This window comes from Ignavibacteriota bacterium, from assembly GCA_016716225.1.
In the GTDB taxonomy this organism is placed as follows: domain Bacteria; phylum Bacteroidota; class Ignavibacteria; order Ignavibacteriales; family Melioribacteraceae.
In genome coordinates this window covers 42,852-69,348 of sequence record JADJWT010000001.1, presented here as the reverse complement: position 1 = coordinate 69,348, position 26,497 = coordinate 42,852, and the positions used below count along the sequence as shown (strand labels likewise).

Here is a 26,497-nt window from a genome sequence, read left to right as displayed (position 1 = left end):
ACTAAATAGTTCTTCTTGCACAGCTTAAAATGATTTTCGGGTTTTGATGTAAGTCATTACTTGAAAGTAATGACTTTACTTTTGATTCGATTTTTTCGTTGACTGCAACAACAATGATTCTATCGAAATTTGCTTCCAAGCATTTTTTTATATTTGTTAAAATATCGGATCTTCCGGTTTCAACTTCGATTGCGATTCTTATATCATTTTTTGATGCTACAACATCGACATATTTTCCGTCGCCGATTGATTTTTCAAAAGTTATATCAAAACCCTCATTCTTTAATATCTGTGCATATTTGTTTTTCCAGAATTCGTGAGTTATTCCGCCTTCACGAATATCTTGTGATATTGGTTGATCGATATTTGATTTGCCAATTTTGGTTAATTTAAGTACGATAACCCTTCCGCTTTTCGTTGGAATTTCTTCGGTTTCAATGAGTTGTTTTTTGAGTAATGAATTTTTTAATTCATTACCTTTTCTTCTACTCCATTGTAATCTTCGGTATCGTTCTACTACACCGGATAATTTATTTGAATGAATATCATGAAGTAAGATTTGTTCTTCCGAGGTTATTCCAACCTCTTTACTCCGTTGGTCATCATTTTGCGGAATCTGTCTCTCTTCGGCAGTGGTTAATGTTTCAGAGGCGGAACAAGCGGAATAAGGTCTCATTAGATCACTTATCATTAGATCACTTACAGAACCCTTTCTAATAGGAATATAAGGAACATTTATGAGAAATGGTTTGTGCCATCTCCCTTGAATTTTAGCTACGGCTTGGCCGGTTTCAAGCCTTCCTAAAATTTTTTTATCAGAAGATTCTAAAAGAAGTGCACTCGCTGCTGAGTTAACATCTTTTGAATCCTTAAGGTTTAATACAATTGTACACCAAGTATTTCCACGAGCCGGTAAGGATAAAAGACTCGGGCATTGATCAATAATGATTACGGATTCTCCGAGTTCTCTGATTTCTCTTATAATTACATCGGTTATTGATTCACCGCCGACCAGATCACTTTTATCTTTGCCGATAACGTGATGAGCTTCTTCAAGAATTATTGCATGATCAAACTCCTCACGTTTTTGAGAAGGAGACGATAGTCTGTAATGATGTATCCATAATAAAATACTTTCCACTAAAAATATTTTATCTGTATTGGTAAGTGAATCCATCTCGAGTATTACTTGTTGACTTAATAAATCAACCATATTAGATTGCTGTCTTACATTGAATGTTTTCCCAGTTTCTCCGAAAGTTAAGGCACCAAGAGCTCTTAGAGTACTGCTCATCCAACCGGATTCTCTACCTTTTACATCTGTGTGCTCAATAGTATTTAGTAAATCTTTGAGTGTCGGATAATTTACAACGGGTTTATTGCTGTATAATCCAAAATCATTGTAAGTTTTATCAAGAGCTTTTTGTAATAAATACATTACTCCTTCACCGACAAAAGTAGCATGTGCAATTATTTCAATTAACTTTTTTAACCAAGTTTTCGGAGAAGTACCCGGAGGAGGAATAAGAGGATTAAACATAAATGGAGCAACGTCTCTTCCAACTGTATAAACTCTTATATCTTTGCCAAAACTTTCAGTTACAATATCCCGGTAATTTCTTTTCCAATCCAAAACAAGAAAAGGTTTATTTTTATGTATAAAGTTCTTTAGAACTTGAAAACATAAGTTTGTTTTGCCCGAACCCGAAGCGCCGACTATTAACACGTGTTTTATCCAGTCATTCTCTCTTAAGCAAAATGGATAAAGTTTTTTACCGGCGTACATGATTTCTCCGATTGGGTATTCGCCTCGGACATTTTCAGCCGGAGGTGGAGCCAATAAATTATCAGCATTGTCTGAAGAAATTTCAGTATTCAAATTGTCTAAATAAAGCATATTAAGAATTTGTTCGATTTCTCTTTTGCCATCCATATCTTCAACTAAATAAGCCCGCCACAGACTATCAATTTTCTCGCCAAGTATTGGTCTTAACTTTACACAAATATCTTCAACTAACAATTCTAAAAACCTCCGGATAACATTTTTGATCTTCTCTGAACATTTTTATATTCGCCGAGTGTTTCAAGTAATTCTTTGTAAAGCATGTTTTGATCCTTCCAGCAATTAAGCATTTCTTTTTGTTTTTCCAATTCCAGTTTTTGAATACTTGTCTTAAAGTCGGCTCTTTTCTTTTCAACCAATTGATTTGTAAACATTGGCCAAGACTCCAGATTCATAACTCCCACATCACACTCCCTTATCATTTTGTCTAGATCTTTTACTTGATCGTCTCGAATTTTACTTCTTTGTTCGATTTGAGATTTAAGATGATTTACCGTTGTTCCCAAGAAATTTAATTTATCATTTGTTATCATATCGGCTATATCGGTGCCGGATTTGTAATTTTTATTTGTTGTTTCTAGAGTTGAGAAGTAAGTTTTGTCTTTTGAATTATTTATTAAGTAGTTTGAAAATACTGGCATGGCATAATTTTTTGAATCATTGTTTTTTATGCTTTCATATTCTTTTGTCTTTGGTAGGTATTGATAGTTGAATATCATTGGTATCACCCGTAATCAAATATTGTGATACTAGTATATAAACTTTTCGGTTTTTACTACCTTTTAGTAGAAAACTCTTTAGAAAATTTTAATCTGACCTGCACATGCTCAAACTTAACAACATCAATAAAAACCTCATGATCGCCATTCAACTTAGAATCAATGTAAAAATAATTACTTAAAATATATCTGACACTACCCGGACTCTTTCCAACATCCCTAGCAATTTTCTTTATCGGAACTCTATCAAAATAATCCTCAAAAATATTAACGACAACATCCTTGCAATCGGAATCAATAATAACATCTCTGCCAATAACTTTATAACCAAAAGGAGGACGATTCATAAAACGGGCATTAGACTTTGCTTTTTCTCTTCCACGATTTATTCTCCATTGCCTAAGATCAGTCTCAAACTCTGAGAACACAGCTCTGATCTTTTGAAAAGCTTTTTCAAAAGGGCTGTCAGCCTCTCGTTCATTAACTAATAATAATTTTATTCCTTTCATTGAAAGATGAGTATCAATCCAACCAAACTGCAATGTATTTCTTGAAATGCGGTCTGACTCAGTTGCAATAACAGTATTAGGCTTTTCTACATCAATACGGTCGAGAAGATCCATTAAACCTTTTCTCTCGGTTAATTTTGTTCCGCTCATTGAATCCGTAAATTTTTCAATAATCTGAATATCATTATTCTCACAGTAATTTTTAATCTCATCGAATTGAGCATCCAAAGAATAACCTTTTGCCTGTTCACCGGTACTAACTCTTAAATACACAAAAGCTCTTCTCATTTAATATTAACCTCCTTTAGCCTAAACACCAGATCACCGCGTTCAATAAAAGCCTCAAGCACATCACCGCAAACCAAACGCAAACTTTTCGCAAGACCCCTCGGAATGGTAATCTTAAACTGACCGTTAGATTTTTGAAATTGAATTCTGACAAGATTATCACCTAAGCGGGGAAGCCGTTTAACTATATTATTCTGGAATTTTTGAATCGCAGCCATATAAAATTTTATATGTATAGACTTATATATAAATCTATCGATAAATATGGCTTCAAGAGGGTGGGGAAGGAAAGTCTAACTTACTGCCCCCAAAATTATTGGAAGAAAATAATTACTACTGAAAAATGAAAATTAAAATATTACCGCAAACAAATGATAAAATAAAATCATCACTTAGAAATAAAGATTACTATTCCCAAGTAAAGAAATATGATTTCAACTGATAAGTAACAAAACCGAAAAATATTTTAATCAGCAGTAATTACCCAAAAGTTATGACAACCAAAAATAAAACATTAAAAAACCATGAAAATAATTTTCAAGATGAAGCAATGAAATTATTAAAAGAAGTAAATCAAAAATTAGATTACATAATAAAATTGTTAAGGGATGAAGAACTAAAATATCCATTCCATAACAACTACCAAGACTTCATTGAACATAATAATCATAAAAAATTATAGGTCACGCACAAATCAAACTCACATTCACAACAACTAATTAAATTACAGCAAGCATATATCTCCATGATCAAAGAATCGGGATTGATAAAAGCTGCTGTAGTTTAATTATACCAACAGAAGTTTTCAAGTAAAGAAAACAGATATTTGGCCCGTTCCGGCTGAAATAAGCCCAAATACGACCAAATCGCCTAGATGAAAGACTGCAATCCTAATTCTCCAAAAAACTAAGAAAATAATTCTAAAATATTTTGCAGACTCAATAATAAATCACTTGAGTCTGCAAACTTAAGCGGAGGAATAAAAAAATGAACTTAATCGAAAAACAAAATAATGGGACACTTTTCATAGACCCATCAAACAAAATAAAAACCGAATTAACGGAAAAAGAAGTAACTGAATTATTAACAAAATTAGATGAAGAAATTGAAAAGGATTCTTCATTAAATCTCAATATGTGGTCATTAAATTTTAACAACAAAGAAATCTATGGATTACTGGATGCAAGAGCCGGACCAAACGAAGAAGATCTACTAAGAATAATCTTTTCCGAAGAATTCTGACCCGAAACACTAAACTCAAATAAATAAAAATAATTCATACAGACTCAATTAACATTACTTGAGTCTGTATAAAATAATCGGAGGTAAAAAATGAACATATTAAAAAAACAAAATGAAGGCTCGCTATGCATAGTAGCCACAAGAGCAGTAGCAGCAAAACTGACACCGGATGAAATGCATGAAGCACTTCAAAAACTTGAAGTAAAAATGCAAAAACAAGATCCGCTTAACCCGGATCTTTGGACAGTATACGTCAACAACTATAAACTTTGGGGTATACTTGACCATAGAGCCGGACCAACAGGAGAGGATTTGCTAACTGTATTATTCCCGGAAGATTATTAAATCTTCCAATTTATTTTTTTACAGCCTCAATCACAAAGTACTTGAGTCTGTAAAACGAGGTGGAAAAGATGGAAATGCAAGAAAATAATACACTAGGAAGACTATATGTTATATATTCAAGGAAAGTAGCTTCAATATTAAATCAAGAAGAAAAAAAACAATTATTGGAAATACTAATCGAGAAAATCAACAACGAAAATCCGCAAGATATGGAAACATGGACTGTTAAAGTTAATAAGCATGAAATTTGCGGAATTTTCGATAAAGATGATGTTAACTTTTCCGCCGATTCACTAACTGTAGTATTCCTTAACGAATTCGAAAACCCTAAATTTTACATTTAACAATTTTGGAGATCAAGCATCAAAACTTGACAGTTGTTTAGCCTTATAGTAGTTTATAAGTATGAAAAATACTTCAATGAACATCATACCCACAATAGCAGAAATTCAAAAAGCCGCTAATAAAAACCTCATATTAAAATTCTCAACCTTTGCAAAGTTAAAAAACATCAACAGAAACATGGTTTATCAATTAAGAGATTCAAACTCAATTGATACCATAAAAATTGACAAAGTTGAATTCGTAATAATGAACGATAAAGCAAAGAAATACCAAAAATCCAAATAACATCAAACCCTCAAATTAAAACCAATCACAAAATAAAATAGTATCGGAAATTACTATAATAGGAAGATTGTGACCAACTGCTAAACAACTGCAAGGAAAAGTTTGATCTCCTCAAAAAAAAAGGAGACCAAAATAATGCAGCACCAAATCAAAGAACAAATTTGCCAGTGTAATGACGGCAAATACAGACTAAAATCCAACTGCACCGAATTTAACGATGAATGGTATGAAACTTATTACCTAAACGAACAAACAATAGTTTTTAACCATGAAAGATTTTGGATAGATGATTGTATCTACTCAGAATACTTAAACAAATACTTACCCGAAGATGAATTTTACGACTCTCACTATTATTGTAATGGATGTGATAGATACTATCACCAAAACGAAGAAAGTGAACACGTATACGGCGGAACAAGTTATTGCAGTGAATGTTACTATCAAAACCACACATACTGCCATAATTGCCAAGAACCAATAACCAATGATGAATCATACTATTCGGAAATCACAAACAACGATTATTGCGATAACTGCTACCACGATTTACACAGCTACTGCGAAAACTGCGGAGAAGATTACTGGAGTGACGACGGTTGTGACTGCGGTGTCGCAATACATAATTACTCATACAAACCCAACCCAATATTCTTCAATAACTCAAAAGAAAAAACCAAATATTACATAGGCGTAGAACTTGAAACAGAATCCAAAGGAAACGACAGGCAAAAATGTGCACAAGAAGTATGTGATATTTCTGAACTATTCTACTTAAAAAACGACAGCAGCATTGAAGACGGTTTTGAAATAGTAACACACCCATTCAGTTTTGAATGGTTCAAAGAACATAAAAACATATTCAAAAGTCTACTTGAAACCCTAAGAAGTAATGGATATAGATCATATAACACCACCACTTGTGGAATACACATTCACATATCCAAAAAATATTTATCCGGACTGGACTTAGCTAAACTTCATTTATTCTTCTGCCAAAATGAAGGATTTATAAAAACAATATCTCAAAGAAATCCAAACAACCTTGACCAATGGGGCAAGATAAAAAAAGACAAAAAAGCAATTTATGACCAAAGTAAAAAAAAGGGAGGAAGTGAAAGATACACCGCAATAAACCTTCAAAACCAATATACAGTAGAATTCAGAATATTCAGAGGAACACTCAATGATTATTCATACTTCAAAAATATTGAATTCGTAGCAGCAATATGCTCCTATGTGAAAACAACCTCACTACAACAACTGACATCAGAAACATTTTACAACTTTGTAAAAAAAGACAAAAACTTCAAAAACCTAACAAAATTTATGGAGTCAAAAAAATGTGCATAATAATATTAAACACAAAAGAACACTTAACAAAAGAGCTGTTAAACGAATGCTGGCAAACCAACAGCGACGGAGCCGGAATGATGTATGCAATAGATGGAAAAATAAACATCTTCAAAGAACTGAAAAACTTCAATACGTTTTATGAATATTACTCAACACTAAGAAAAGAATTTAAGAAAACAAAAATTGCACTTCACTTCAGAATAGCAACATCCGGAAACATAGATATTTATAATATTCATCCTTTCAACGTAAATGAAAACCTGGCATTCATGCACAACGGAATAATAAACATACTGCTGCAGAAAAAATCTAAAATCAGCGACACAATAGCATTCAACCAAAAAATACTAAAACAACTACCACAAAACTTCCTAAACAACCATGCATTAGTTGAATTGATCTCTAGATATGTAGAAAGATCAAAACTACTATTTATGAACAACCACGGCAAATACTGGATAATAAACGAACACCTTGGACATTGGGACAAAAAAGGAAACTGGTACAGCAATTACAGTTACTGCGAACTGCCATTCCTAAAACAACTAAACATAACTTGGACACACGATTTACTAGACTACGAATTTTGCCAATACTGCGGAATAGAATTACTTGAAGAAAGGGAAGTGGTAAATGAAACTTGTTATGGATGCATGCAAAAATTTGCAACTGAAATAGGGATTTTTTAAAGTAAAAATTAAAACGAGATCTTTCAATGAAGATCTCGTTTTAATTTAATATAATTAAAAAATATATTTTATTTTTAATTAGAGAAGAAATACAAATATGAAATATTATAGAAAAAAATATTTTATAAATAAATTGTAATAAAATTATTATTTTTGAGTGGGGGTCAAGTCAATTATTTAATTAATTGAGTGGTGAAATGCGACTCCTATACATACCAAGACTTGAAAGCCAAATTAGAAAAAACTCACCTACATATCTTTTACCAAGTATAACACGCATATTAAGAAAAATAAATACTTTCACAATTGGATTAAAAAATAATTCAAATATTTTAGTCTTAACTAGAAAAGATATTTCATTATTTGTCTTTTATTTGAAAAATATTTTAAAAAATAAATTAGTTGAAATGAAAATATTTATTTAACAATGAGCAAAACAAAAAGCAAAAAATTATTACTGCTTTGTGCATAATAGGTTTTTGCAAAATAAAAGTTTGAATAAAAATTAAATTAAAAAAGATTACATGTGGGTAAGGGTGCGAAGCTGTAGGAAAAGGTTAAAAAAGAGAAATAAATGATTAGTTATAAAAATATAAGAATGGCGATTTGCTATGCATACAAGACGTTAAAAAGTGGAAAAAGCTGTAAAGAATTTAGCAAAAAAAGTTTGCTGATAGAAGAAAAATTAATTAACGGCGCTTGGCGCCTAATTATATATGCTATGGCTCTAATATGAAAATATTTATTTTAATAATAATATTGATGTCTGAAATTCTTATTGGTGGAACAATCAAAGGAACTATAAAAGACCTCGATAGTAAAGAGCCTCTCGAATATGTTAGCGTTGTTTTGATAAAAACGGAATTTGGGACAATTACAGATTCTTTGGGTTTTTATGAAATTAAAAATCTGCCTATTGGTAAATATAAGTTAACGATTCCCACTATGTTTTATCCAAAATATGAAAAAGATATTATTATTGATTCAATTAATCAAATTGTTAATTTAGATATAGATTTGAAAAAATTTGTTCCTTTTATTCCAATTGATACGGAAATCGAAAAATATCATTCCAAATTAACCAAATTCTTACCAAGTGAAATTTTAAGAATTCATTTGGATAGTATAAAATATATAAATAACGTTTTATATGTTTTTTCTACTTTTGAGAATCAATCAGACTTTCCAATTTACGTCATTAAAACAATTGATTGTATTGTAATGTCGTATATAAATATTGAAAATGAAGAAATTGGAAAAAAGCCAATACATAAATTATTTTATGATTGTTTGGGAATGAAAACTATTCCAGATTCAACTGATTTTATTGAAATATTTCCTCACTCAAAAACTGAGTATTCTCCAATTGATTTAGATCAAAGATTATTTCGTAATGATAGTAAAACCTATGAAATTACTTTAACATACGAATACAAAAGAAAAGAAAAAATTACTGGTCAGCTATTTACTGGTGGTGCAGAATTATTTAATAGAACCTATAAAGATGCATTTTATTTTTACAATATGGCATTTCGAGGAAAAGTAGAATCAAGTAATTATCTTACATTTAGCTTAAAATATAACATTGAAAAAGAGCCATAACAAACAAATCGTGTGCCTTGAGGTGCCTATAGTCCAGTTGGTGCATCCAAGTGAGAAGTAGGAAAAATCCAATAGTTAAATTTGTAATTTAAGCCAATTATTATTTTGTTATGAACAAAGTGCCTTTTTTCTTCGATGACTTTGGTGTTCATTATATTGACTCCTTATTTTTATTTTGGGAAAATTAAAAATATAATTTGAAGAGAAAGGGTACACTTATTAAATATCATTTTTTAATATTTTATTTTTTTCAGGTCGTAAGATAGAAATCGTTAGGCATTTTGTTAATTGATACACATAAATAATATTTAAATAAATACGGAATTATTATGTCTGTTATTAATCTGGTAAGAGAAATAAGAGAATTGAAAACTCAACTCTCATATTCAAAGAATATAGGCTTCTTTTTTGGTGCTGGTTCCTCCTGTGCTTTAGGAATCCCAAATATTGTGCAACTTACAAATGATGTAGGTTCACAATTAGAAAAAGATGAACTAAATACTTTTAATCTGCTTATAACGGAACTAAAAACAACTATCCTTGATAGAGAAGTAAACATTGAAGATATATTAAACCATCTTCGTAGAATACGAGAGTTAACAAATGAACAAAAGTCAAAGGAATATCAAGGAATTAATGGCGAGACTGCAAAAAACACCGACATTCAAATTTGCAAGAATATTTATAAAATAATTTTAGCTAAAGAAGAAGTTGCAAATTTTGATGCAACAAAAAAATTTTTCGCTTGGTTAAGTCTTTTAAATCGTGAGTTTTCTAAGGAAATATTTACTACAAATTATGATCTAATAATTGAGAAGTCTCTTGAAACAAATCAAATTCCTTACTTCGATGGATTCGTTGGATCTTACGAACCATTCTTTTTACAATCAAGTATTGACCATTTAATATACAATACCGACCTAACCAAAAATTGGATACGACTTTGGAAGATACACGGTTCCTTGAGTTGGTTTTGGAAAAACGAAACTAAAGTTAATTCACAAAGGATTATAAGGATCGGAAAGATTGCAGATATTAATAAATATGAAAACGAATTAGTTATTTATCCATCAAAGGATAAATACGACAGCTCTAGGAAGCAACCATTTATAGCATACTTTGATAGACTAAAAAATTATTTATCAAATGGTGAACTTCTTTTCATATTTACTGGATATTCATTTTCCGATCAACATATAAACGATATTGTTTTTAGTTGTCTTCGTGAAAATAATCGTTTATTTGGGATTGTGTTCTTTTACAAAGATGAAGAGGTTGAAAAACTTCACAATCTCACAGCATCCTACCTAAATTTAAATGTCTATGGTCCAACAAAAGCGATCATAAATGGAGAATTGGGTGAATGGAAATTCGATAAGAATGAATTAAAAACAAATGAAGAATTTGCACATTATTGGGATGAAGCAAATAATAAAATGCTCATTGGTGATTTTAATAAACTTGTTGATTTTCTTCTTATAAATTCTGGTAAAAAAGAAACCATCGAGAAAACGTTAAAATGAAAAATGACATTACATATTTGGGCTCAATAATACGAGTGGATTCTGAAACAATTGAAGTTGAAGTATCGAATGATATCCCTTCAGCGGCTCCTATAATAAATGGTAGACTTTATAAAATTGGTCAAATTGGAACATTTGTGAAAATCCCAATTGGCAATATCATAATTTATGGAATCGTTTCATCTGTTAGTAATACTCCAAGTAAATTAGATGAAAATATTCGCTATGATATAGGTTCTCGTTATTTGACCGTTCAACTTGTTGGCGAAAAAATTGGCGATAGCGAATTCGAGAAAGGTATTGGGACATATCCAACTATAAACGATGAAGTTCATTTAGTAATCGAAAAAGATCTGTTTGATATTTATGGTAATAAGGATATTGGCTCTATCGAAATAGGAAAGCATTCTTCTTCAGAGAATCTTTCTGTTTATGCGAATCTTCATAAACTTGTTTTAAGACATAGTGCAATTTTAGGTTCTACTGGGAGTGGCAAGTCTAATACAACTGTTAGTATTCTTAAAGCAATTTTAAATGATTATGAAGGCTCAAGAGTAATTTTGGTTGATCCACACGGAGAATATTCCACCGCTTTTCCTGACGCAACAGTATTTAAAATTAAAGATGACACAAATCCATTATTCATTCCTTTTTGGTTAATGAATTTTGATGAGTTAGCTTATTTTCTTGTTGGCGCAAAACCATCGGATGACCAAAGACCTGAACATCGGTTATTTCGCGAACTCATTACAAAATTCAAAAAAGAAAATTTCAAATTAAAAGATGGGGATATTGATCCTAATTTTATTACAGCAGATTCTCCAATTCCGTTTAATATTAGGAAAATATGGTATGAAATGAATTGGTGGCTAAATGCTACATTCTCAAAATCAAACAAAGATGATCAAACAAGAGAGACTGCCAAGTTGTTAGAAGAAAGCAATTATGAATATTTGTTAGGTGCTAAATTTACACCTTACACAATGGGAGCAACTGAACCATATAAATCAAAACATCAAGATTTTTACAATTATGAAAAAAAATTATTATCAAGAATTAAAGATAGTCGTTATGATTTCTTGTTTAATCCTGGCGATTACAAAGACATTGACTCAAGAAAGGATTTGAGTAATTTACTTAATGAATGGATTGGCAGCGAAAATAAATTAGCTATCTTAGATTTAAGCAATGTTCCTTTTGAAGTTCTTGACATTACGATTGGTTTAATCACACGATTTGTTTATGATAGTATGTTTTGGGGTAGAAATGAAACTTACACTGGGAAAAACAGATGTTTGCTATTAGCATTTGAAGAAGCCCATACATATTTGAATAAAAATGAAAACAATAGCTATTCTAAAGTAGCTGTTGAAAAAATATTTAAAGAGGGGCGAAAATTTGGTCTTGGTGCATTAGTAATATCTCAACGTCCTTCCGAAATATCTGAAACCATTTTGGCTCAAGTTGGAACTTTTATTGCTTTGCGTTTGACAAATTCGGGTGATCAATCTGTTGTAAAGAATTCGGCTCCAGACAATCTAAATAGCTTAATAAATCTATTGCCTGCGTTGCGGACTGGGGAAGCAATTATCGTTGGTGAAGCTATTAAAATTCCTTCTAGAGTTAGAATTGAATTAAACAATCCTAGACCAACAAGCTCTGACCCTGAACTTGTTGATGGTTGGAGTAAAAAGCATCCACAGAATATTGAAAACTATAAAACTGTAATAAAAAGAATTAGGGAGCAAAAATTCTAATGGATAGAGAATATGTAGATTCGTCTATGATTACAAGTGTAGGCTATGATTCTAATTCTGGAACTTTAGAGCTTGAATTCAAAAATGGTGGTGCTATTTGGCAGTATTATGATGTTCAAGAAAGCACTTACTATGAATTTATGTCATCTGGTTCATTAGGAAAATATTTTTTAGCTAACATCAAAGGGCAATATACGGAAAATAGAGTTGGTTAAAGAAAATGCCTAACCCGCCAATCAAGCGGACGTCATTTTCACATTGTAATTATTGGTTTTGTTCTTCCGTGCAATGTTGCTTTGTAAAGTAGTTCTATAAAATATATGTTTTAAAAATAATTGGCAGTTGTAAATTAAGTGGCATTACTGTTCCGGGGAGCCGATTATCGGCATCTAAGTTAGCTAGTTTAATAACATAGAGTAAATTTATGACCTTATCTCAAATTCGTGGTGCACTACTTGAAGAGTTAATACTAAAATTGCTTGATAATGTTGGCTATGAAACAATTAATTCATCTGGTGATGGGATTAGAAATAGTCACTCTGGTATAGAAGTATGTGGAAGAGGAGAATGGCATCAAATAGATGCACTTGCTTCATTAACCTACACACCCGCTTTTATGTATCCATTGAGATTGTTACTTGAAGCAAAATGCTATAAACACAACCGTTCTGTTGGGATAGAAATACCAAGAAATGCTTTAGGCGTATTAAAAGATATACAAGAAAACTATTTTACTTATAGAACGGGGACTGATAGCGAATTGCAAGTGCAACGATTTAATTATCATTCTGCAATATTTTCAACAAGTAATTATACTTTAGGTGCCCAGCGTTTTTCAATTGCACACCAAATATTTTTGATAACATACGAATATGTCCCAATAATGCAGCCAATTTCTGATACTCTTTTATCTCTTGAAGAAGTAGATTTTATAAATATTGAGAATATTGAAAGCATTAAAGTATTGCGTAATGATTTTGCAAGTATAATAGCCAATCAAAATCAATATTCTGAAATATTTTCTGAAAGCGGCCGTTCTAAGGTAGATGAAATAAAGAATAATTTTAACCGCATTAATGGTTCATATTTCGGTATGTTACAAGGGCGTTACCCTCTTCACCTAATCTCTGAGAGATCTTTGCCTGCAAACTTGTTTGCTGAAACAGATGAAATTAAATGTAAAATCTATAGTTATGACCGTAGTTCTTGGTATTTTTCTCCAAGTTTTATTAACTCCAATTCGCCTGATTATTTCAAATTAGAATTCAATTTACCCAAGGAAATTGTGCATGTTCTTGATGAGCTAAATGATAGGACTGAAATTGCTAATATAAAAAGAGAAAGATTTTCATTTATACATATATCTGGAAAGATTGGTGGTATTCAAAGAATGATAAAGTTAAAGTTAGATGAGGATTGGTTGTCTAACTTTTTAGAAAGAACTGGTTAACCAGGTACAGTGACAAAAGTAAATATAAAGTTATTGATGATTTCAAAGAATAAAAACATAACGCATGTATCTAACTAGCGGTAGACAAGTGCGCCACCGTTAGCAAGCAAAAAAAAAATTAAGTGGATTAAATGGACTACTTTGAAAAACATAACAAGATACTTAAAGAATATAGTTCAATAATAAAATCAAATATTGAAAACCTTAAATTATTTCCTGAAGAAGAATTTAAAGAATTAATGGAAGGTATATATGTAACAACTAATAAAGATTCTCAAGGGGAAAAGCTTCCCAAGAAGTTTTTAGAAAAATATGTTGAAAAAGTACAAAAAGAACCATTTTATACTTTATTAGGTCATGATAATAGTTATCCTCCAATTGGAAGAGTAATAGATTGTAAATTATTTTATGATTCGGAAGATGATGAATATTTTGTTTATGGAATTACCGGAATTTACGATCAAGATAAACTTACTAGATTAAGTTCTTTAAGTAATATATCTTCATTTTTTAAAGTAAATAATGTCACAGAAAATTTTGAAATATACTTAGCATTAGATAGTTATTCAATTGAAAAAAATGATTATGATGATCTTATAAGAAATTTTCCTAAATTTTCTCCGAGAACGATAGAAGATAGATTTTATAAAGCCGCAGAACCTATCGCAACTTTTACAATTGTCTCCACAATATTTCTTTTACTCGCCAATCCCTTTTCAAAAAAAATATTAGAAACTTATGGAGAACGAACTGTAAAAATAATAGATGAATTTTATTATTATTTAAAAAAACACTTTTTCATAAAATTGTTAAATAAAAATTATAATCGAGTTATTGCTGAAATTGAATCTGAATATAAAAAATGTAAAATATTTTTGGTTGTTGATAATAAAAATGCTGATAATATTGATGTTGCTATTGAATCTATTCCTGAAGCAACTTTTTCAGCATGCAATTTTATTGAGAATATCTCTGATCTCGAACCTACAAAAATATGTTTTATTTTTAAAACCAAATCAAATAAATGGCAACCAGAATATATAGTCACAAGTAAAAAAGGTGTTATTATAGATAAACCAATTTTATTCATGCTTGAAAAATATAAAGGACTGAGTGTTGGGGGAGCAAGGAGAGAAATTAAAATAAAATAAGCTTGCTAAGCAGGTACTGTGATAAAAGTCAATAAAAAGTTGTAGATGATTTCAAAGAACGAAAACAAACGGACGTTTCTACCTACGGTAGACAATTGTCACGCTATTTGGGAAATGAAATATGAAAAACAAAAACATCTATCTCGTTGCTGGCCAATTTTCGTTAGCTGTCAGCATTTTACTTAATCATTTTGTTAAGGATAATGCACCAGTTTCCTTTTTCATCGGTCTTTTTACCGGTCTTTCAATTGTATTTAATATTGCGTTTTTGCTAGCATGGCGAAAAGATAAATCAATATAGGACAATTTTGCCACGTACTGCCTAATTAGCAAATGCTAATGACAACTTTTTAAAAAGTGTGAAAATAGGTTAATATTGTTAAATATATTTGCGTTTATAATATGCATTTTTCTTATAACTTGGTGTTCATTTTGTTGACTGATTATTTTTATTTTGGGAAAATTAAAAATATAATTTTGTTAATCCATCCCTTCGGGAGAAGAGAAAGGGCACACTTATTAAATATCATTTTTTAATATTTTTTTTATAAGGTCGTAAGATAGAAATCGTTATACGGTATAAAAAAATATTACAAACGGACTTTTAGAATTAGAGCGGATAGACATCTATGAAAAATAAAATTCGTTGGGGAATACTTTGTGGGGGAATAGCTGGGGTCATTGACGTTATTCCAATGATTTTACAGAATTTAACTTGGGATGCAAATTTGGGTGCTTTCTCAATGTGGGTGATCGTTGGTTTTTTTGTTTCTACTTCAGCATTACAATTAAATTATGTGCTAAAAGGTCTCCTTTATTCGTTTTTGACTTTAGTTCCTTCCGCATTTATAATAGGGTGGCATAATCCAATGAGCTTAATACCAATCTTTATTATGACTATTATTTTAGGATCTTTTTTGGGATTTATACTTGGTAAATTTTTCAAAATTGAAAATAGAAAATAATTAAATATAAAAACCGTATAACCAGGTACTGTGATAAAAGTCAATAAAAAGATATAGATGATTTCAAAGAACAAAAACAAAACGTACGTTTCTACCCTCGGTAGACAATTGCGACACCGTTATCATGCAGTAAAGGAATTAAAAATTGAGATAAAATGAAAAGTTTTGAAAAGACGTTTTTTGGATTTTTAATTGGATTTACATTCCCATTTATTCTTGGATTAATATTTTCATTTCTATGGTTTTATATTGATAAAAATGAAAGTAGAGTTTTATTTTATTTAATATTTGGATTATTACTTGGGTTCATAATTGATTTTAAATTCTTAAAGAATTGGATTAATAAAAGATATGAACTTGCTTTATGGTTTCTCTTTTTAATTTATCTAATTTATAATATTGGCATATATGGATTTTTTATGGGTTTTCCATTGTTCAATACTTCATTAGGAATGGTTGCTGGATATTACTTTGGTAAGAGAATATGTTTTAGAGAAATTAAAACAGAAATAGAAACAAAAATAATGAATAGAGTATCATTATTTACCAGCCTAATAATGACATTAATTTGTATTTCAACTGCCATTATTGCATTGACAGAAAAAGAAATCGGCAAAGAAATTCAAGGGATGTTAGGATTAAATTTTGAAATTACTATGACAATGATATATATAATAATTTTTGTAGGTGGCCTGGGACTGATTGTAGCTGAATATTATATTACAAAATTAACAATGGAAAAGACAATCAAATTAACAATAAAGCATGCTAACCTCTTAAATAAGTAAAAAGTCAAGAGGGTGAAAGAATTTATCACAAAAATAAATTGTTAAAAAAAGTTCTACACCATAGGTGCATAAATTTGATAAACTAAAATAAACAACAAATAAAGCCAGAATATCATTAAAGGTTATCCAAATAGATGGCAACCAAACCTCTTAAATAAGTAAAAAGTCAAGAGGGTGAAAGAATTTATCACAAAAATAAATTGTTAAAAAAAGTTCTACACCATAGGTGCATAAATTTGATAAACTAAAATAAACAACAAATAAAGCCAGAATATCATTAAAGGTTATCCAAATAGATGGCAACCAAACCTCTTAAGGAGCTTACTAACAAAAATAATGTTAGGTGTTCCAAAATAAAAAAGGAACAATCTCAGATATTTAATAGGCAAACGAGTTGTTTCCCAATCCAGCGCGAGGATTACGGTGTAGCAGTAATCAGTTATGCGTAGGGGCTTACAACTCGTGGCCATTGTAAAGATTTAGTGTGTTCTAAAACCTTACCCTTAAATTTATTGTTAAAGTTAGTTTTATATTTTAGTACATGAAAAACAATATTCGCAATTTCTTTAGCAATAATAGTTTTAGCTATCTGTTTATTCTTTTTTCTCATTAAAGAATTATTGTATTTTCTTATTACTGGGTAATATTGAATAGCATGAACAGCAGCATCAGAGAAAACAACCTTAAGATATTTGTTTCCATCTTTAGAGGAACGTTGTTTAGCTTTTCCGGCTGAGTTTCGAGCAGAAGGAGTTAAACGGCAGTAAGAATAGAAGTTGTTAACAGATTCAAACCGGTTAATATCATCAACTTCTAAAACAATGTTGAAAGCATTTATCTTCCCAATACCGGGAATCCAGAGTAATCGTTGAATGTCTTCATTAGGAATTAGGTCTGGATAAAGTTGTTTTTCAAGATCAAGTATTTGATCATTGAGTAATGATTCTAAGTTTGCTAATTGTTGATATTGGTATTTAGAGATACCGATTAGCTGAGATGGATTATCGAAGTTAAATTTAGCTAAAAGCAAATGCATGGAGTTAGTAACGGAAGTATGACGTTGAACTATTTTTAATCTAGCTCTAAGAGCATCTCTGAGAGTTCTGTTTTGATTAGAAATTTTATAAGCTTCTGGAATGTAATCCATACGAAGGAGTTGAGCAAGAGTGTGAGAATCAACTTTATCGGTTTTAACTTTGGCATAAGCAATAGCTTTAACATATTTAGCATGGGCAAGGACTAATGGTATTTTTAGAGAATTGAGTAAATCATCTAACCAATACCAAGTCATTGTGGATTCAACAGTTGTTAAATTCTCAGTTCCAAGATCAGAAAAATATTGAACAAAATTATGATCTATATTCTTAATGTTTTGTTCCTTGATAATTTTACCGGATGAATCAACAGTTGTTAGATATGAAGTAAACTTGTGAAGATCGATACCGGTGTAATACATTTGATACCTCCAATTGCTGTTAATGTTATTTCTAACATAATCTTATTTTTACTTATTGGAAATATCACGCCGCTCAACACGGACAGCCCCGAATCAAGTCCGGGGTAAAATAATTTCAGTGCGGCATTTTATTAATTCTAAAGTTGTATATGCAAAGCTTGGTTACTTTTTAAGGTGAGTTTTTCTAAGAAACATTTTTATAAATAAAAGTTATTGCTGTTAATTGGCATTGCTATTCTGGGCTGCTGATTAGCGGCAACGGAGTTATATCTACTATAAAAGAGAGAAAGCATGTATGAAATATTAGATCCAATGGATAAATTTAATTTTATGCTTGGAACATGGAATTTAAAATATATAGTACCAAAAACTCAGTATAGCGAAAATGATTTTGGTGAAGGGAAAGGGGAATTCAAGAGAATATTGAACAATAAATATGTCACTTTTGATTATCATGCAAAGTTATCAAAAACAGAAAGTTCTGCACATGCAATATTTGTTTGGGATAAAAGAACTGAAATATATCGGTATTGGTGGTTTGAAGATTCTGGAGAGTTTATGATAGCTACATGTAATTTTATAAATGAAAATACATTAGCATTGAATTGGCATGATAGTTTATTAGTCCAAATATTTAATAAAATTGACAATGACAAAATTGTACTGAAAATGAATTATCCCAAAGATGAAAGCAATTATGAAACAATATTAGAAGTCACCTTTTCAAGAAATAAAAAGTAACCATAACATACAAATCCCCGCTAAAAACAAGCGAGACAGCAAACGACCCCTGATATGAAGCGGAATAAACTCCGTAATTTCTAACCTCGATAGACGCGTTAAAAGTTAAAAAATTGAAGAATTGCTATCTTGATAAATGCATTGAATAATAACTGAAATATCACAAGCAATGGTATTATTTTAATTAGGACCCAGTTAGATTTTTTAAATCAAAAATATCTCCAACAAATTGATACCGGTAGATAAATAATAGCGTCTAACTAATTGACAATAAAATTTAATGATAGGGGATATATGAACGAAAATATTAAATATTTAATACCAATTTTTGGAATGATATTCGTCGGCTGGTCAATTTACCTTGACTACTTGAATAAACAGAATATAAACAAAGAAAAATCTGCCTTAATTGAAAAGGGAATCGATCCTTCACGATTTGACCCCCAACCACAGAATCAAAAAAGTAGTTTAAAAATCGGATTATTGTTAATTAGTGTTGCACTTGGTGTATTTATTGGATATATACTCAACTTAACATTAGATATTCCAAACTTTGTTGCATATTCAACAATGATCTTGGCTATTTGTGGAATTATGCTTGTGTATTTTCACAAATCAGAAATGAAATAGATTTTGATTGTGAATGTTAATTAACCAAAATAACAATCAGAATTTTGATTATTCAGTTATAATTAACAAATACAAAGGTTTAGCTTTTAATATAGCCTTAAAAATCTCTAAAAACGAACAAGACGCTGAAGAGATTGTTCAAGATTCATTTGTTAAAGCATTTAAAGGATTGAATAAATTCAAAAATAAAAGCCAGTTTTCAACTTGGTTTTACCGGATAGTTTATAATACGGCTATATCTTCAATAAGGTATAAGAAACATCTAACTGTAGAAATTGATGATAATTTAACAGAGAACTTTGAAAGTAATCAAATTGAGTGTGCAATTAATAATCTTGATGCTTATGACCGAAAACTTTTGATAAATGAAGCTTTAGCAAAGTTAAATGAACTTGATTATACCATACTTTCACTTTATTACTATGAGGATATGAGTTTAAAAGAAATTTCAAAAATTGTAGAAAAGAAAAAAAACTATTTAAAAGTTTTATTACAAAGAGCAAGGTTAAAATTATACAATGGACTTAGTACATCACTAAAAAGTGATTTAAAAGAATTGATATGAAAACAAAAAATATAAAAGATAAAGAATTCATCAGTGAAATATTATCTTCTGAGTTTAAACATATTTCAAATCCCAATTTTACACAAGAAACTCTTGAAAAAATTACGGAAATAAATGTTAATAAAATAACCACTTCAAATTCGGGTGATATAGCATTTCTAATTCCAGTGATATTATATGTTGCTTTATCTATTCTATTTTCATTAGTTACATTAATTTTTTCTTGGGCTCATTTTGGACAGATTAACAATGTTATTCATTCGATTGAAATGATGTCGATTTTATTATGGCATCCGGTCACGGTTTCAATCTTGTTTTCATTTTGCCTACTTTATTTGATGGATTTATTTTTGAAGAAAGAAATTATATAATTTAATAAACCTAATACATATATAAAATATTGTGCGAATAGTACATAGGCTTTTGATAAATACATTTAATCAGTTTTTTTAACGACAAAGTTATACAATGCAAGACTTCAAAATGTACAACATTTTAATTGCTGGTACCGATAAATGCAATATATAACACCATCAAGGTACATAACCGATAGCTTAAACCGACTGATGTTGTCTTTGATGGGAATTTGTAAAAAGTTGGCAAAGATATTTTGAAATAAATAGATTGTTCAAAAAAGTTAATCGTCTTGTTTGCAGATAAAAATAAAAACGGCTAAGTAAATTTAATCATTCGATGTTTATTGGTTGTCTTTTTAGGACATTCCCGATAGTAATCGGGATAAACTCTGTTATTTCTGCCTATGGTAGACAAGTGCAACACATTTAAGATAAATAGATTTTACATTTGTAGTAAATCTAATAATATTGATGAGAGTTGAATTTAAAAAATAATTTAAAATATGATGAAAACTAAAAAAAGCGATACTAAAAGAGTCTTTTTAAAGAAAGGAGCATGCTCTCATACATTCTTTTATATAATTAACCGGGAATTCGGTTATCTTAAAGAACATGCAGAACAAGCTTCAGATCCACTGGCTGGTGGATTATCTCAAGAAGGTTATCAATGCGGGATGCTATGGGGTGCCGTTTTAGGTGTTGGTGCGGAAGCTTTTCGAAGACATGATGATATTGGACAAGCTATCGCTCAGGCAATAAATGCAACCCAAATTATTTTGGAATCGTTTATAGATAGAGCAAAAAGTGCGAATTGTTCTGTTATTACTAATTGTGATTTTAATAGTAAATATGGGTTAGCGAAATATTTAATTAGCGGAAAACCAATTAGGTGTTTTAATTTAGCAGATAGGTGGGCACCCGAAGCAATTAAAACTGCAAAAATTGGATTATCTCAACAACTCACTGATTTACCAGAAATTCCAATAAGTTGTGCTTCTGAAGTAGTACGAATGATGGGAGGCAGTAATGAAGAAATTGTATTGGTTGCCGGGTTTGCCGGAGGCTTAGGGTTAAGCGGCAATGCTTGCGGTGCATTGGGTGCTGCAATATGGTATAAAACGTTTCAGAGAGTAAAACAGCATGATTATAAGTATTCGTTAAAAGATCTTTCAATAGAGAATATAAAAGAAATATTTCTTAAAGAAACAGATTATAAAATGGAGTGTTCGAAAATTTGTAGACAGCAATTTAAAACAATAAACGAGCATACGGAGTTTATTAAGAATGGCGGATGTAATAGAATAATTAATTTACTTGGTAAGGTATAGTAAACAAAAAACAAGTAAAACCTAATCAGAAAATATCCAATTAAAAGAAACAGAGCTGATAGTATATATAAATAAGTTGACTAGCCAATCTAATTGCAGATATAGACCCAAAAGAATGTTATAAATTTTAGGATTGTGATAAAAAGTATTTTGAGGATTTGAAGATGGATAATGCAAGTATTCCTTTTGAAGTAATTGATTGGGAAGAAATATTAAAAAGTGAACATGCGGGAACTTCTGGAACTGCATTTTGGCAAACAAAACAGTTTGGCGGTTTACGAATAAGATTAGTGGAATATTCGAAAGGATATATTGCGGATCATTGGTGTACAAAAGTGCATATTGTTCATTGTTTGGAAGGTGAATTTATTTCAGAACTTGAAAATGGAGAAAAGTTTATTCTTACAAAAGGAATGACGTATGTCGTTACCGATAATTTAAGTTCGCACCGATCAATATCTGAGAATGGAGTAAAATTATTAATCATTGACGGTGATTTTTTAAAAGCTTAAAAATATTTTTCTGTTATCTCAAAATCATAGAATTGTATTAGTCCCTTTCTGAAGAAGAACCTTCAACAGAATTATCAACATTTATTCTTACAACATAATCGCGGCAAGATGAGACTTTTAAATTATAAACAATTGGCTCATTAACTCCTTGAATATTAATTGTAAATTCAATGTTGCCTTCATCAAAAGATCTTTTTGAGGATGCACTTCCAACTAAAATATTATTAATATTCTCGGTATTACCGCCAGAAGTTTTAATTTGGATATCTGCCTTTCCGGTTCCGTTATTTACTAATTTAATAGTTGGATTTTCTCCATCGCAATTTGAACAACCAAGTAACATTAAACCAAAAGTAATAACAAAAAGATAAATTACTCGTTTCATAAAAATCCTCATTTTTATAAAAATAAAATTTACTTCATTCTAATTAAAGACATTTAAACAAAACATGCTAATTAAAAATAAAAATCACTCTGTTTGTGCCAAGAAAAATTTTGTAACATTTCTTCAATAATTCACAGCAACATCATTGCATAAATAAATATTCTAATAGGAGTTTCATAGAAAGCCCCCATGATAAAACTAATTCTCAGCAGATTTGTTGTAAATTATTCTTATAATAAAAAAGAGAACACTTTACAGTAATACAAATGATTAAATAAACCCTATTTATTGAATTATTTATAAAAAATAAAAGAATTAAGATTACTATTTTCATATTTATTGTCGAATTAAAATAGTTTTAGAACAAATCCAATATAGAAAAATATATTCTTCATTTCTTGAAAATGCATCAAACTTTCTTTGGCTGTTATTAGTATTTATTCACTTAGCTTTGGGGAAAGCTCATATGAGTTTTTTAACTCCCAGATGAACTCCCCTCGCTGCTTTTTATTTCTCTCTGCTTTCTTTCTGCTCCTCTCAGTTCCATCTTTACCTCAGGTTTTTGCGATTAATTTTAACTCACTGAGGGAACCATTGGTTCTATTTAATTAATATCATTTTCTTAACATCTACATAATTACCGATTTTTAATTCGTAAAAATAAATTCCGCTTGGTAAATTGTTAGCATTAAAAATTACTTCATTATTACCAGAATTTTGTCTTTCGTTAACCAGTGTGGCAACTATTTTTCCTAAAACATCATAAACAATCAACTTTACCTTTGTTGTTCCATGTTTTTCATTTAAAGGAATACTATATTTTATAGTTGTAGTTGGATTAAACGGATTTGGATAATTTTGATACAATTCATATTTGTTACCTACTTGATTGTTAACACTATTACTAATAGAAGTAACTGAGTTGGAAGTTAAGATTATAAAGTTACTTAATGTATTGAAACTGAAACTGACCGAACTATTATTTAAATCGACTATGGCATTTGAAATTTCTTCCCAATTTAAAGTTTGAGCATCCCAATATTTTGCCTTAATATTTTCTAGTGACCAATTAGACCCATTTAACTGCTTGTTATTAAAATGCAATTGAAAATTAATATTTGAATTAAAATTCATCATTCCACCGCAACCACCGCTGTTCCACATATTATTTGAACCATTGGGCTGAAACACACCAATTTCGTATCCGGCAAAAATGTTTTCATTTTCTGAAAAAGGAATATCGTGCGGAAATACTTCCATGATTTGAAAAAATAATGAATCTGTCATCATTCCACCGCCGTGCATTCGACCACCATTGTACCAACCAGGTTGAATATTCATATAATCTTCATCATCAAAAGTTGAATGAACAAAAAATGAGTCTGTCATGTTTCTTTGAGCCCAACCTCCACCTAAAAGTGGACCAACTGAATTTGAATCTCTCCAATCTAATCCATTTAATAGGTACACAATTATCATTGGAATTGAATTATTTTCTAACATTCCACCAACAATTGAAATTTCATCTCCATTTTTAGGTTTTTGAATATTTGAATTTGGTTCATACCAAGGCGGTCCAAAATTTAAAAAATAATCCGGAATTGAATCGTTATTTGTATCCAAATAATATGAATCAAAAATAAAAGTTGAGTCAATTATTGTGGTTCCAAATAAGTTAATCGAATTTAAAGAATCATGATCAAAACCGAATGCATATCCATTACAATCACCTTGATGATGAGTTCCATTGTGTGAATGATTTCCCATATTATTCCACATTGGTTCAAACGGATCTCTCCAAAATTCTCCATTAATTTGATAGACAACAATTACATTCAAACTATCAAACATTACATGCATTCCTCCAGTGATTGTTATTGACTCTCCATTTGTTGGTCGAACTGCATTTCCTTCATCCGGTAAATACCAATTGGGACCAAAGTTCAAAATATAATCTTTGCTACCATCATTATTTTCATCTAAATAATAAAATGAATGTTCATAATTTGAATCAATAATTACTGTTCCAGTTACAGTAACATCTTTTAATGAATCAGGATTAAAATCTCCTGAATAATAGTGTTGAGCTTTTAAATTAAGGCCCGAAATGAAAAAAAATATCAATAATTCTATAAACAAAATTTTTCGAACTTTCTTTGGTTTTACTTTTAACATAAATACCTCTATTTATTAAATTAATATTTATTTGTACTATCTGCAGCAGTCATCACCTTTACTTGCTTTGATGACTTTCCTAAAAATTAAAAAGCCAAGTAATATTGCAATTAATATGAACATTAATATCTTCAACAATTACGCCTCCTAAAGATTTTTTATTTTTTGTTGTCCTATAATATTTTTAATTAATGAGCTATTACACCACCATACAAACCAGTAACAGAAACCATTGCCAATTGCAGAGGGGAGGCTGAGTTTTTTATTCTATTATTTAATGAATTGAAAGCTAATAGAATTTAGTGTTCTCCCAAACCAAATATGTATCCAAAGCCAACGCTTACAGTAAACGAATTTTTAATAGAGAATTCATCTGAATTAGCAAGAAATAAATATCCCAATTGTTCTCAAAGGGAAATATTATTTATTGAGTTTTTCATCTTATTCTCCATTTGATTAAAAATATTTTATTGAATAAAGTTTATTTATGATTATATTTTTTTAATTTTTCATGCACTTCTTTTGTTGATATTTCTTTGAGTTTCATTCCACATTCCGCGCATTCACCAGATTTATCAGAAATTTGATCAAAGTGCATTGGGCATTGGAATACTTTACCGTCTTTATTTTTATCAATAGCCATCAAATGGATCTCATCCTCACGAACTATATTGTTCTTTTTCATATCAATTTTTTCATAATCAGTATCCTTAATATCATTATCCATCATTTTCGAGTGAATCATCTCATGACCATTTTTATCAAGAACTTGTTGTGCATTATCTATTGATACTTCCTTTAGATCCATTCCGCACTTAGAACATTCTCCCGGATCATCGGCAATCTGATCCGCACACATTGGGCACTGATATACTTTTCCATCTTTGTTTTTATCAATGATTCCCAGATCAATATTATTTTTTTCACCTATTTCAGTTTTTTCAGATTTCATTTCGTGATTAGAGCCATTCATGGTTTTACAACAGTTCATTTTCTTCTTTTCGGTTTGAATTGAATCGCTACCATGCTGATGCTGTGCTAAAATTGTTCCGCTCAACAAGAATGAAAGTGCAGTGAAGATGAATAAATTCATGATAGATTTTTGTATGTTCATATTATCTCCTATTATTAAAATTATTTATTTTACTTTAAATCCATTGTCTATTAAGTTTACTTTTGCGTCTTCGAGCGTGACTTCTTTAAGTGTCATTTTGCATAGTGGGCATTTACCGGGTTCATCAGAAATAACATTCCAATCCATTGGATCTTGATAGACCATTCCATCCTTATTTGCATCAATAGATTGTAAATCGATAATACCAGTTCTAATAAGCGATGAATCCACTTGAGTAATATTTTCTTTCATTGAATTATGATCATGTCCTTTGTGATTATCTTGACCGCAGCCTACAGCGATGAAACTGAGAAGGAGTACACATGTAAGAATAGATGTTGTGCTGATTTTTGATATTATGTTTTTCATAATAGAATC

31 protein-coding genes are annotated in these 26,497 nt (G+C 30.3%); 23 read left to right on the top strand and 8 right to left on the bottom strand.

Annotated elements, in window-relative coordinates; translation table 11 throughout:
• Position 1: 1 nt before the first annotated feature.
• Genes IPM32_00300 through IPM32_00290 form a run of 3 tightly spaced genes read right to left on the bottom strand, consistent with a single transcriptional unit; the run spans position 2 to position 3,359 of the window.
• Positions 2-2,020: an ATP-binding protein gene (locus IPM32_00300; GenBank protein MBK8943685.1), complete on the bottom strand. Its 2,019-nt coding sequence runs from the start codon at positions 2,018-2,020 to the stop codon at positions 2-4.
• 2 nt (positions 2,021-2,022) lie between these two features.
• Positions 2,023-2,562, bottom strand: coding sequence for a hypothetical protein (locus tag IPM32_00295; GenBank protein MBK8943684.1), 540 nt, complete (start codon positions 2,560-2,562; stop codon positions 2,023-2,025).
• 56 nt (positions 2,563-2,618) lie between these two features.
• Positions 2,619-3,359, bottom strand: a complete 741-nt coding sequence (locus tag IPM32_00290) for a recombinase family protein (GenBank protein MBK8943683.1) — start codon at positions 3,357-3,359, stop codon at positions 2,619-2,621.
• A gap of 493 nt (positions 3,360-3,852) precedes the next feature.
• On the opposite strand from IPM32_00290, the gene IPM32_00285 reads away from it, so the two are divergent.
• The 17 genes from IPM32_00285 (at position 3,853) to IPM32_00205 (ending at position 16,857) form a co-directional block, all read left to right on the top strand.
• Complete coding sequence (locus IPM32_00285; protein ID MBK8943682.1) at positions 3,853-4,041, top strand: hypothetical protein; 189 nt, start codon at positions 3,853-3,855, stop codon at positions 4,039-4,041.
• A gap of 305 nt (positions 4,042-4,346) precedes the next feature.
• On the top strand, positions 4,347-4,601 hold the full coding sequence (locus IPM32_00280; protein MBK8943681.1) for a hypothetical protein: 255 nt from the start codon (positions 4,347-4,349) through the stop codon (positions 4,599-4,601).
• Between the two features lie 90 nt (positions 4,602-4,691).
• Positions 4,692-4,946 carry a hypothetical protein gene (locus tag IPM32_00275; protein MBK8943680.1) on the top strand — a complete coding sequence of 85 codons (255 nt, stop codon included), beginning with the start codon at positions 4,692-4,694 and terminating at the stop codon, positions 4,944-4,946.
• Between the two features lie 68 nt (positions 4,947-5,014).
• Positions 5,015-5,290, top strand: coding sequence for a hypothetical protein (locus IPM32_00270; GenBank protein ID MBK8943679.1), 276 nt, complete (start codon positions 5,015-5,017; stop codon positions 5,288-5,290).
• Between the two features lie 61 nt (positions 5,291-5,351).
• Positions 5,352-5,576 (top strand): hypothetical protein, encoded by a 225-nt coding sequence (locus IPM32_00265; protein MBK8943678.1) that lies wholly within the window; start codon positions 5,352-5,354, stop codon positions 5,574-5,576.
• A gap of 135 nt (positions 5,577-5,711) precedes the next feature.
• Positions 5,712-6,929 carry a hypothetical protein gene (locus IPM32_00260; protein ID MBK8943677.1) on the top strand — a complete coding sequence of 406 codons (1,218 nt, stop codon included), beginning with the start codon at positions 5,712-5,714 and terminating at the stop codon, positions 6,927-6,929.
• Complete coding sequence (locus tag IPM32_00255) at positions 6,920-7,621, top strand: hypothetical protein (GenBank protein MBK8943676.1); 702 nt, start codon at positions 6,920-6,922, stop codon at positions 7,619-7,621. The genes IPM32_00260 and IPM32_00255 overlap by 10 nt, the downstream gene beginning before the upstream one ends.
• A gap of 197 nt (positions 7,622-7,818) precedes the next feature.
• Positions 7,819-8,046 (top strand): hypothetical protein, encoded by a 228-nt coding sequence (locus IPM32_00250; protein ID MBK8943675.1) that lies wholly within the window; start codon positions 7,819-7,821, stop codon positions 8,044-8,046.
• Positions 8,047-8,383: 337 nt separating this feature from the next.
• Complete coding sequence (locus tag IPM32_00245) at positions 8,384-9,223, top strand: carboxypeptidase-like regulatory domain-containing protein (protein MBK8943674.1); 840 nt, start codon at positions 8,384-8,386, stop codon at positions 9,221-9,223.
• A 329-nt stretch (positions 9,224-9,552) separates the two neighbouring features.
• Positions 9,553-10,746, top strand: a complete 1,194-nt coding sequence (locus tag IPM32_00240) for an SIR2 family protein (GenBank protein MBK8943673.1) — start codon at positions 9,553-9,555, stop codon at positions 10,744-10,746.
• Positions 10,743-12,503, top strand: a complete 1,761-nt coding sequence (locus tag IPM32_00235; protein ID MBK8943672.1) for a DUF853 family protein — start codon at positions 10,743-10,745, stop codon at positions 12,501-12,503. The genes IPM32_00240 and IPM32_00235 overlap by 4 nt, the downstream gene beginning before the upstream one ends.
• Positions 12,503-12,718 carry a KTSC domain-containing protein gene (locus tag IPM32_00230; protein MBK8943671.1) on the top strand — a complete coding sequence of 72 codons (216 nt, stop codon included), beginning with the start codon at positions 12,503-12,505 and terminating at the stop codon, positions 12,716-12,718. The genes IPM32_00235 and IPM32_00230 overlap by 1 nt, the downstream gene beginning before the upstream one ends.
• A gap of 209 nt (positions 12,719-12,927) precedes the next feature.
• Entirely contained in the window at positions 12,928-13,953 is a 1,026-nt protein-coding gene (locus tag IPM32_00225; protein MBK8943670.1) for a hypothetical protein, read from the top strand.
• Between the two features lie 131 nt (positions 13,954-14,084).
• On the top strand, positions 14,085-15,104 hold the full coding sequence (locus IPM32_00220) for a hypothetical protein (protein ID MBK8943669.1): 1,020 nt from the start codon (positions 14,085-14,087) through the stop codon (positions 15,102-15,104).
• A gap of 121 nt (positions 15,105-15,225) precedes the next feature.
• Positions 15,226-15,405 (top strand): hypothetical protein, encoded by a 180-nt coding sequence (locus tag IPM32_00215; GenBank protein ID MBK8943668.1) that lies wholly within the window; start codon positions 15,226-15,228, stop codon positions 15,403-15,405.
• A 328-nt stretch (positions 15,406-15,733) separates the two neighbouring features.
• Positions 15,734-16,069, top strand: coding sequence for a hypothetical protein (locus IPM32_00210; GenBank protein ID MBK8943667.1), 336 nt, complete (start codon positions 15,734-15,736; stop codon positions 16,067-16,069).
• A gap of 155 nt (positions 16,070-16,224) precedes the next feature.
• Complete coding sequence (locus IPM32_00205; protein MBK8943666.1) at positions 16,225-16,857, top strand: hypothetical protein; 633 nt, start codon at positions 16,225-16,227, stop codon at positions 16,855-16,857.
• 439 nt (positions 16,858-17,296) lie between these two features.
• Here the strand turns inward: IPM32_00205 and IPM32_00200 are convergent, their stop codons facing one another.
• On the bottom strand, positions 17,297-18,313 hold the full coding sequence (locus IPM32_00200) for an IS110 family transposase (GenBank protein MBK8943665.1): 1,017 nt from the start codon (positions 18,311-18,313) through the stop codon (positions 17,297-17,299).
• A 291-nt stretch (positions 18,314-18,604) separates the two neighbouring features.
• Between IPM32_00200 and IPM32_00195 the strand changes: the two genes are divergently transcribed.
• The 6 genes from IPM32_00195 (at position 18,605) to IPM32_00170 (ending at position 22,445) form a co-directional block, all read left to right on the top strand.
• Positions 18,605-19,054 carry a hypothetical protein gene (locus IPM32_00195; GenBank protein ID MBK8943664.1) on the top strand — a complete coding sequence of 150 codons (450 nt, stop codon included), beginning with the start codon at positions 18,605-18,607 and terminating at the stop codon, positions 19,052-19,054.
• A 294-nt stretch (positions 19,055-19,348) separates the two neighbouring features.
• A complete protein-coding gene (locus IPM32_00190) occupies positions 19,349-19,684 on the top strand; it encodes a hypothetical protein (GenBank protein ID MBK8943663.1) in 336 nt (111 codons plus the stop codon).
• A gap of 13 nt (positions 19,685-19,697) precedes the next feature.
• Positions 19,698-20,249 (top strand): sigma-70 family RNA polymerase sigma factor, encoded by a 552-nt coding sequence (locus IPM32_00185; GenBank protein ID MBK8943662.1) that lies wholly within the window; start codon positions 19,698-19,700, stop codon positions 20,247-20,249.
• Positions 20,246-20,620: a hypothetical protein gene (locus IPM32_00180; GenBank protein ID MBK8943661.1), complete on the top strand. Its 375-nt coding sequence runs from the start codon at positions 20,246-20,248 to the stop codon at positions 20,618-20,620. The genes IPM32_00185 and IPM32_00180 overlap by 4 nt, the downstream gene beginning before the upstream one ends.
• Positions 20,621-21,111: 491 nt before the next feature.
• The gene (locus tag IPM32_00175) at positions 21,112-21,933 is read left to right on the top strand and encodes a C-GCAxxG-C-C family protein (GenBank protein MBK8943660.1); all 822 of its coding nucleotides are present in this window, start codon (positions 21,112-21,114) and stop codon (positions 21,931-21,933) included.
• A 164-nt stretch (positions 21,934-22,097) separates the two neighbouring features.
• Positions 22,098-22,445 (top strand): DHCW motif cupin fold protein, encoded by a 348-nt coding sequence (locus IPM32_00170; protein MBK8943659.1) that lies wholly within the window; start codon positions 22,098-22,100, stop codon positions 22,443-22,445.
• 37 nt (positions 22,446-22,482) lie between these two features.
• On the opposite strand, the gene IPM32_00165 is transcribed toward IPM32_00170, so the two are convergent.
• The 4 genes from IPM32_00165 to IPM32_00150 form a co-directional block, all read right to left on the bottom strand.
• Positions 22,483-22,830 carry a hypothetical protein gene (locus IPM32_00165; GenBank protein MBK8943658.1) on the bottom strand — a complete coding sequence of 116 codons (348 nt, stop codon included), beginning with the start codon at positions 22,828-22,830 and terminating at the stop codon, positions 22,483-22,485.
• Between the two features lie 600 nt (positions 22,831-23,430).
• On the bottom strand, positions 23,431-25,005 hold the full coding sequence (locus tag IPM32_00160) for a T9SS type A sorting domain-containing protein (protein MBK8943657.1): 1,575 nt from the start codon (positions 25,003-25,005) through the stop codon (positions 23,431-23,433).
• Positions 25,006-25,486: 481 nt separating this feature from the next.
• Positions 25,487-26,119: a hypothetical protein gene (locus IPM32_00155; GenBank protein ID MBK8943656.1), complete on the bottom strand. Its 633-nt coding sequence runs from the start codon at positions 26,117-26,119 to the stop codon at positions 25,487-25,489.
• Positions 26,120-26,143: 24 nt separating this feature from the next.
• On the bottom strand, positions 26,144-26,488 hold the full coding sequence (locus tag IPM32_00150) for a hypothetical protein (GenBank protein ID MBK8943655.1): 345 nt from the start codon (positions 26,486-26,488) through the stop codon (positions 26,144-26,146).
• Positions 26,489-26,497 lie beyond the last annotated feature (9 nt).

Coding starts and splice junctions, on each gene's coding strand:
- IPM32_00160 (MBK8943657.1), bottom strand. CDS start 25,005: ATGTTAAAAGTAAAACCAAAGAAAGTTCGAAAAATTTTGTTTATAGAA.
- IPM32_00205 (MBK8943666.1), top strand. CDS start 16,225: ATGAAAAGTTTTGAAAAGACGTTTTTTGGATTTTTAATTGGATTTACA.
- IPM32_00295 (MBK8943684.1), bottom strand. CDS start 2,562: ATGATATTCAACTATCAATACCTACCAAAGACAAAAGAATATGAAAGC.
- IPM32_00230 (MBK8943671.1), top strand. CDS start 12,503: ATGGATAGAGAATATGTAGATTCGTCTATGATTACAAGTGTAGGCTAT.
- IPM32_00250 (MBK8943675.1), top strand. CDS start 7,819: ATGCGACTCCTATACATACCAAGACTTGAAAGCCAAATTAGAAAAAAC.
- IPM32_00235 (MBK8943672.1), top strand. CDS start 10,743: ATGAAAAATGACATTACATATTTGGGCTCAATAATACGAGTGGATTCT.
- IPM32_00170 (MBK8943659.1), top strand. CDS start 22,098: ATGGATAATGCAAGTATTCCTTTTGAAGTAATTGATTGGGAAGAAATA.
- IPM32_00220 (MBK8943669.1), top strand. CDS start 14,085: ATGGACTACTTTGAAAAACATAACAAGATACTTAAAGAATATAGTTCA.
- IPM32_00175 (MBK8943660.1), top strand. CDS start 21,112: ATGAAAACTAAAAAAAGCGATACTAAAAGAGTCTTTTTAAAGAAAGGA.
- IPM32_00210 (MBK8943667.1), top strand. CDS start 15,734: ATGAAAAATAAAATTCGTTGGGGAATACTTTGTGGGGGAATAGCTGGG.
- IPM32_00215 (MBK8943668.1), top strand. CDS start 15,226: ATGAAAAACAAAAACATCTATCTCGTTGCTGGCCAATTTTCGTTAGCT.
- IPM32_00180 (MBK8943661.1), top strand. CDS start 20,246: ATGAAAACAAAAAATATAAAAGATAAAGAATTCATCAGTGAAATATTA.
- IPM32_00270 (MBK8943679.1), top strand. CDS start 5,015: ATGGAAATGCAAGAAAATAATACACTAGGAAGACTATATGTTATATAT.
- IPM32_00190 (MBK8943663.1), top strand. CDS start 19,349: ATGAACGAAAATATTAAATATTTAATACCAATTTTTGGAATGATATTC.
- IPM32_00225 (MBK8943670.1), top strand. CDS start 12,928: ATGACCTTATCTCAAATTCGTGGTGCACTACTTGAAGAGTTAATACTA.
- IPM32_00155 (MBK8943656.1), bottom strand. CDS start 26,119: ATGAACATACAAAAATCTATCATGAATTTATTCATCTTCACTGCACTT.
- IPM32_00195 (MBK8943664.1), top strand. CDS start 18,605: ATGTATGAAATATTAGATCCAATGGATAAATTTAATTTTATGCTTGGA.
- IPM32_00260 (MBK8943677.1), top strand. CDS start 5,712: ATGCAGCACCAAATCAAAGAACAAATTTGCCAGTGTAATGACGGCAAA.
- IPM32_00185 (MBK8943662.1), top strand. CDS start 19,698: ATGTTAATTAACCAAAATAACAATCAGAATTTTGATTATTCAGTTATA.
- IPM32_00275 (MBK8943680.1), top strand. CDS start 4,692: ATGAACATATTAAAAAAACAAAATGAAGGCTCGCTATGCATAGTAGCC.
- IPM32_00150 (MBK8943655.1), bottom strand. CDS start 26,488: ATGAAAAACATAATATCAAAAATCAGCACAACATCTATTCTTACATGT.
- IPM32_00285 (MBK8943682.1), top strand. CDS start 3,853: ATGACAACCAAAAATAAAACATTAAAAAACCATGAAAATAATTTTCAA.
- IPM32_00240 (MBK8943673.1), top strand. CDS start 9,553: ATGTCTGTTATTAATCTGGTAAGAGAAATAAGAGAATTGAAAACTCAA.
- IPM32_00290 (MBK8943683.1), bottom strand. CDS start 3,359: ATGAGAAGAGCTTTTGTGTATTTAAGAGTTAGTACCGGTGAACAGGCA.
- IPM32_00245 (MBK8943674.1), top strand. CDS start 8,384: ATGTCTGAAATTCTTATTGGTGGAACAATCAAAGGAACTATAAAAGAC.
- IPM32_00265 (MBK8943678.1), top strand. CDS start 5,352: ATGAAAAATACTTCAATGAACATCATACCCACAATAGCAGAAATTCAA.
- IPM32_00165 (MBK8943658.1), bottom strand. CDS start 22,830: ATGAAACGAGTAATTTATCTTTTTGTTATTACTTTTGGTTTAATGTTA.
- IPM32_00200 (MBK8943665.1), bottom strand. CDS start 18,313: ATGTATTACACCGGTATCGATCTTCACAAGTTTACTTCATATCTAACA.
- IPM32_00280 (MBK8943681.1), top strand. CDS start 4,347: ATGAACTTAATCGAAAAACAAAATAATGGGACACTTTTCATAGACCCA.
- IPM32_00255 (MBK8943676.1), top strand. CDS start 6,920: ATGTGCATAATAATATTAAACACAAAAGAACACTTAACAAAAGAGCTG.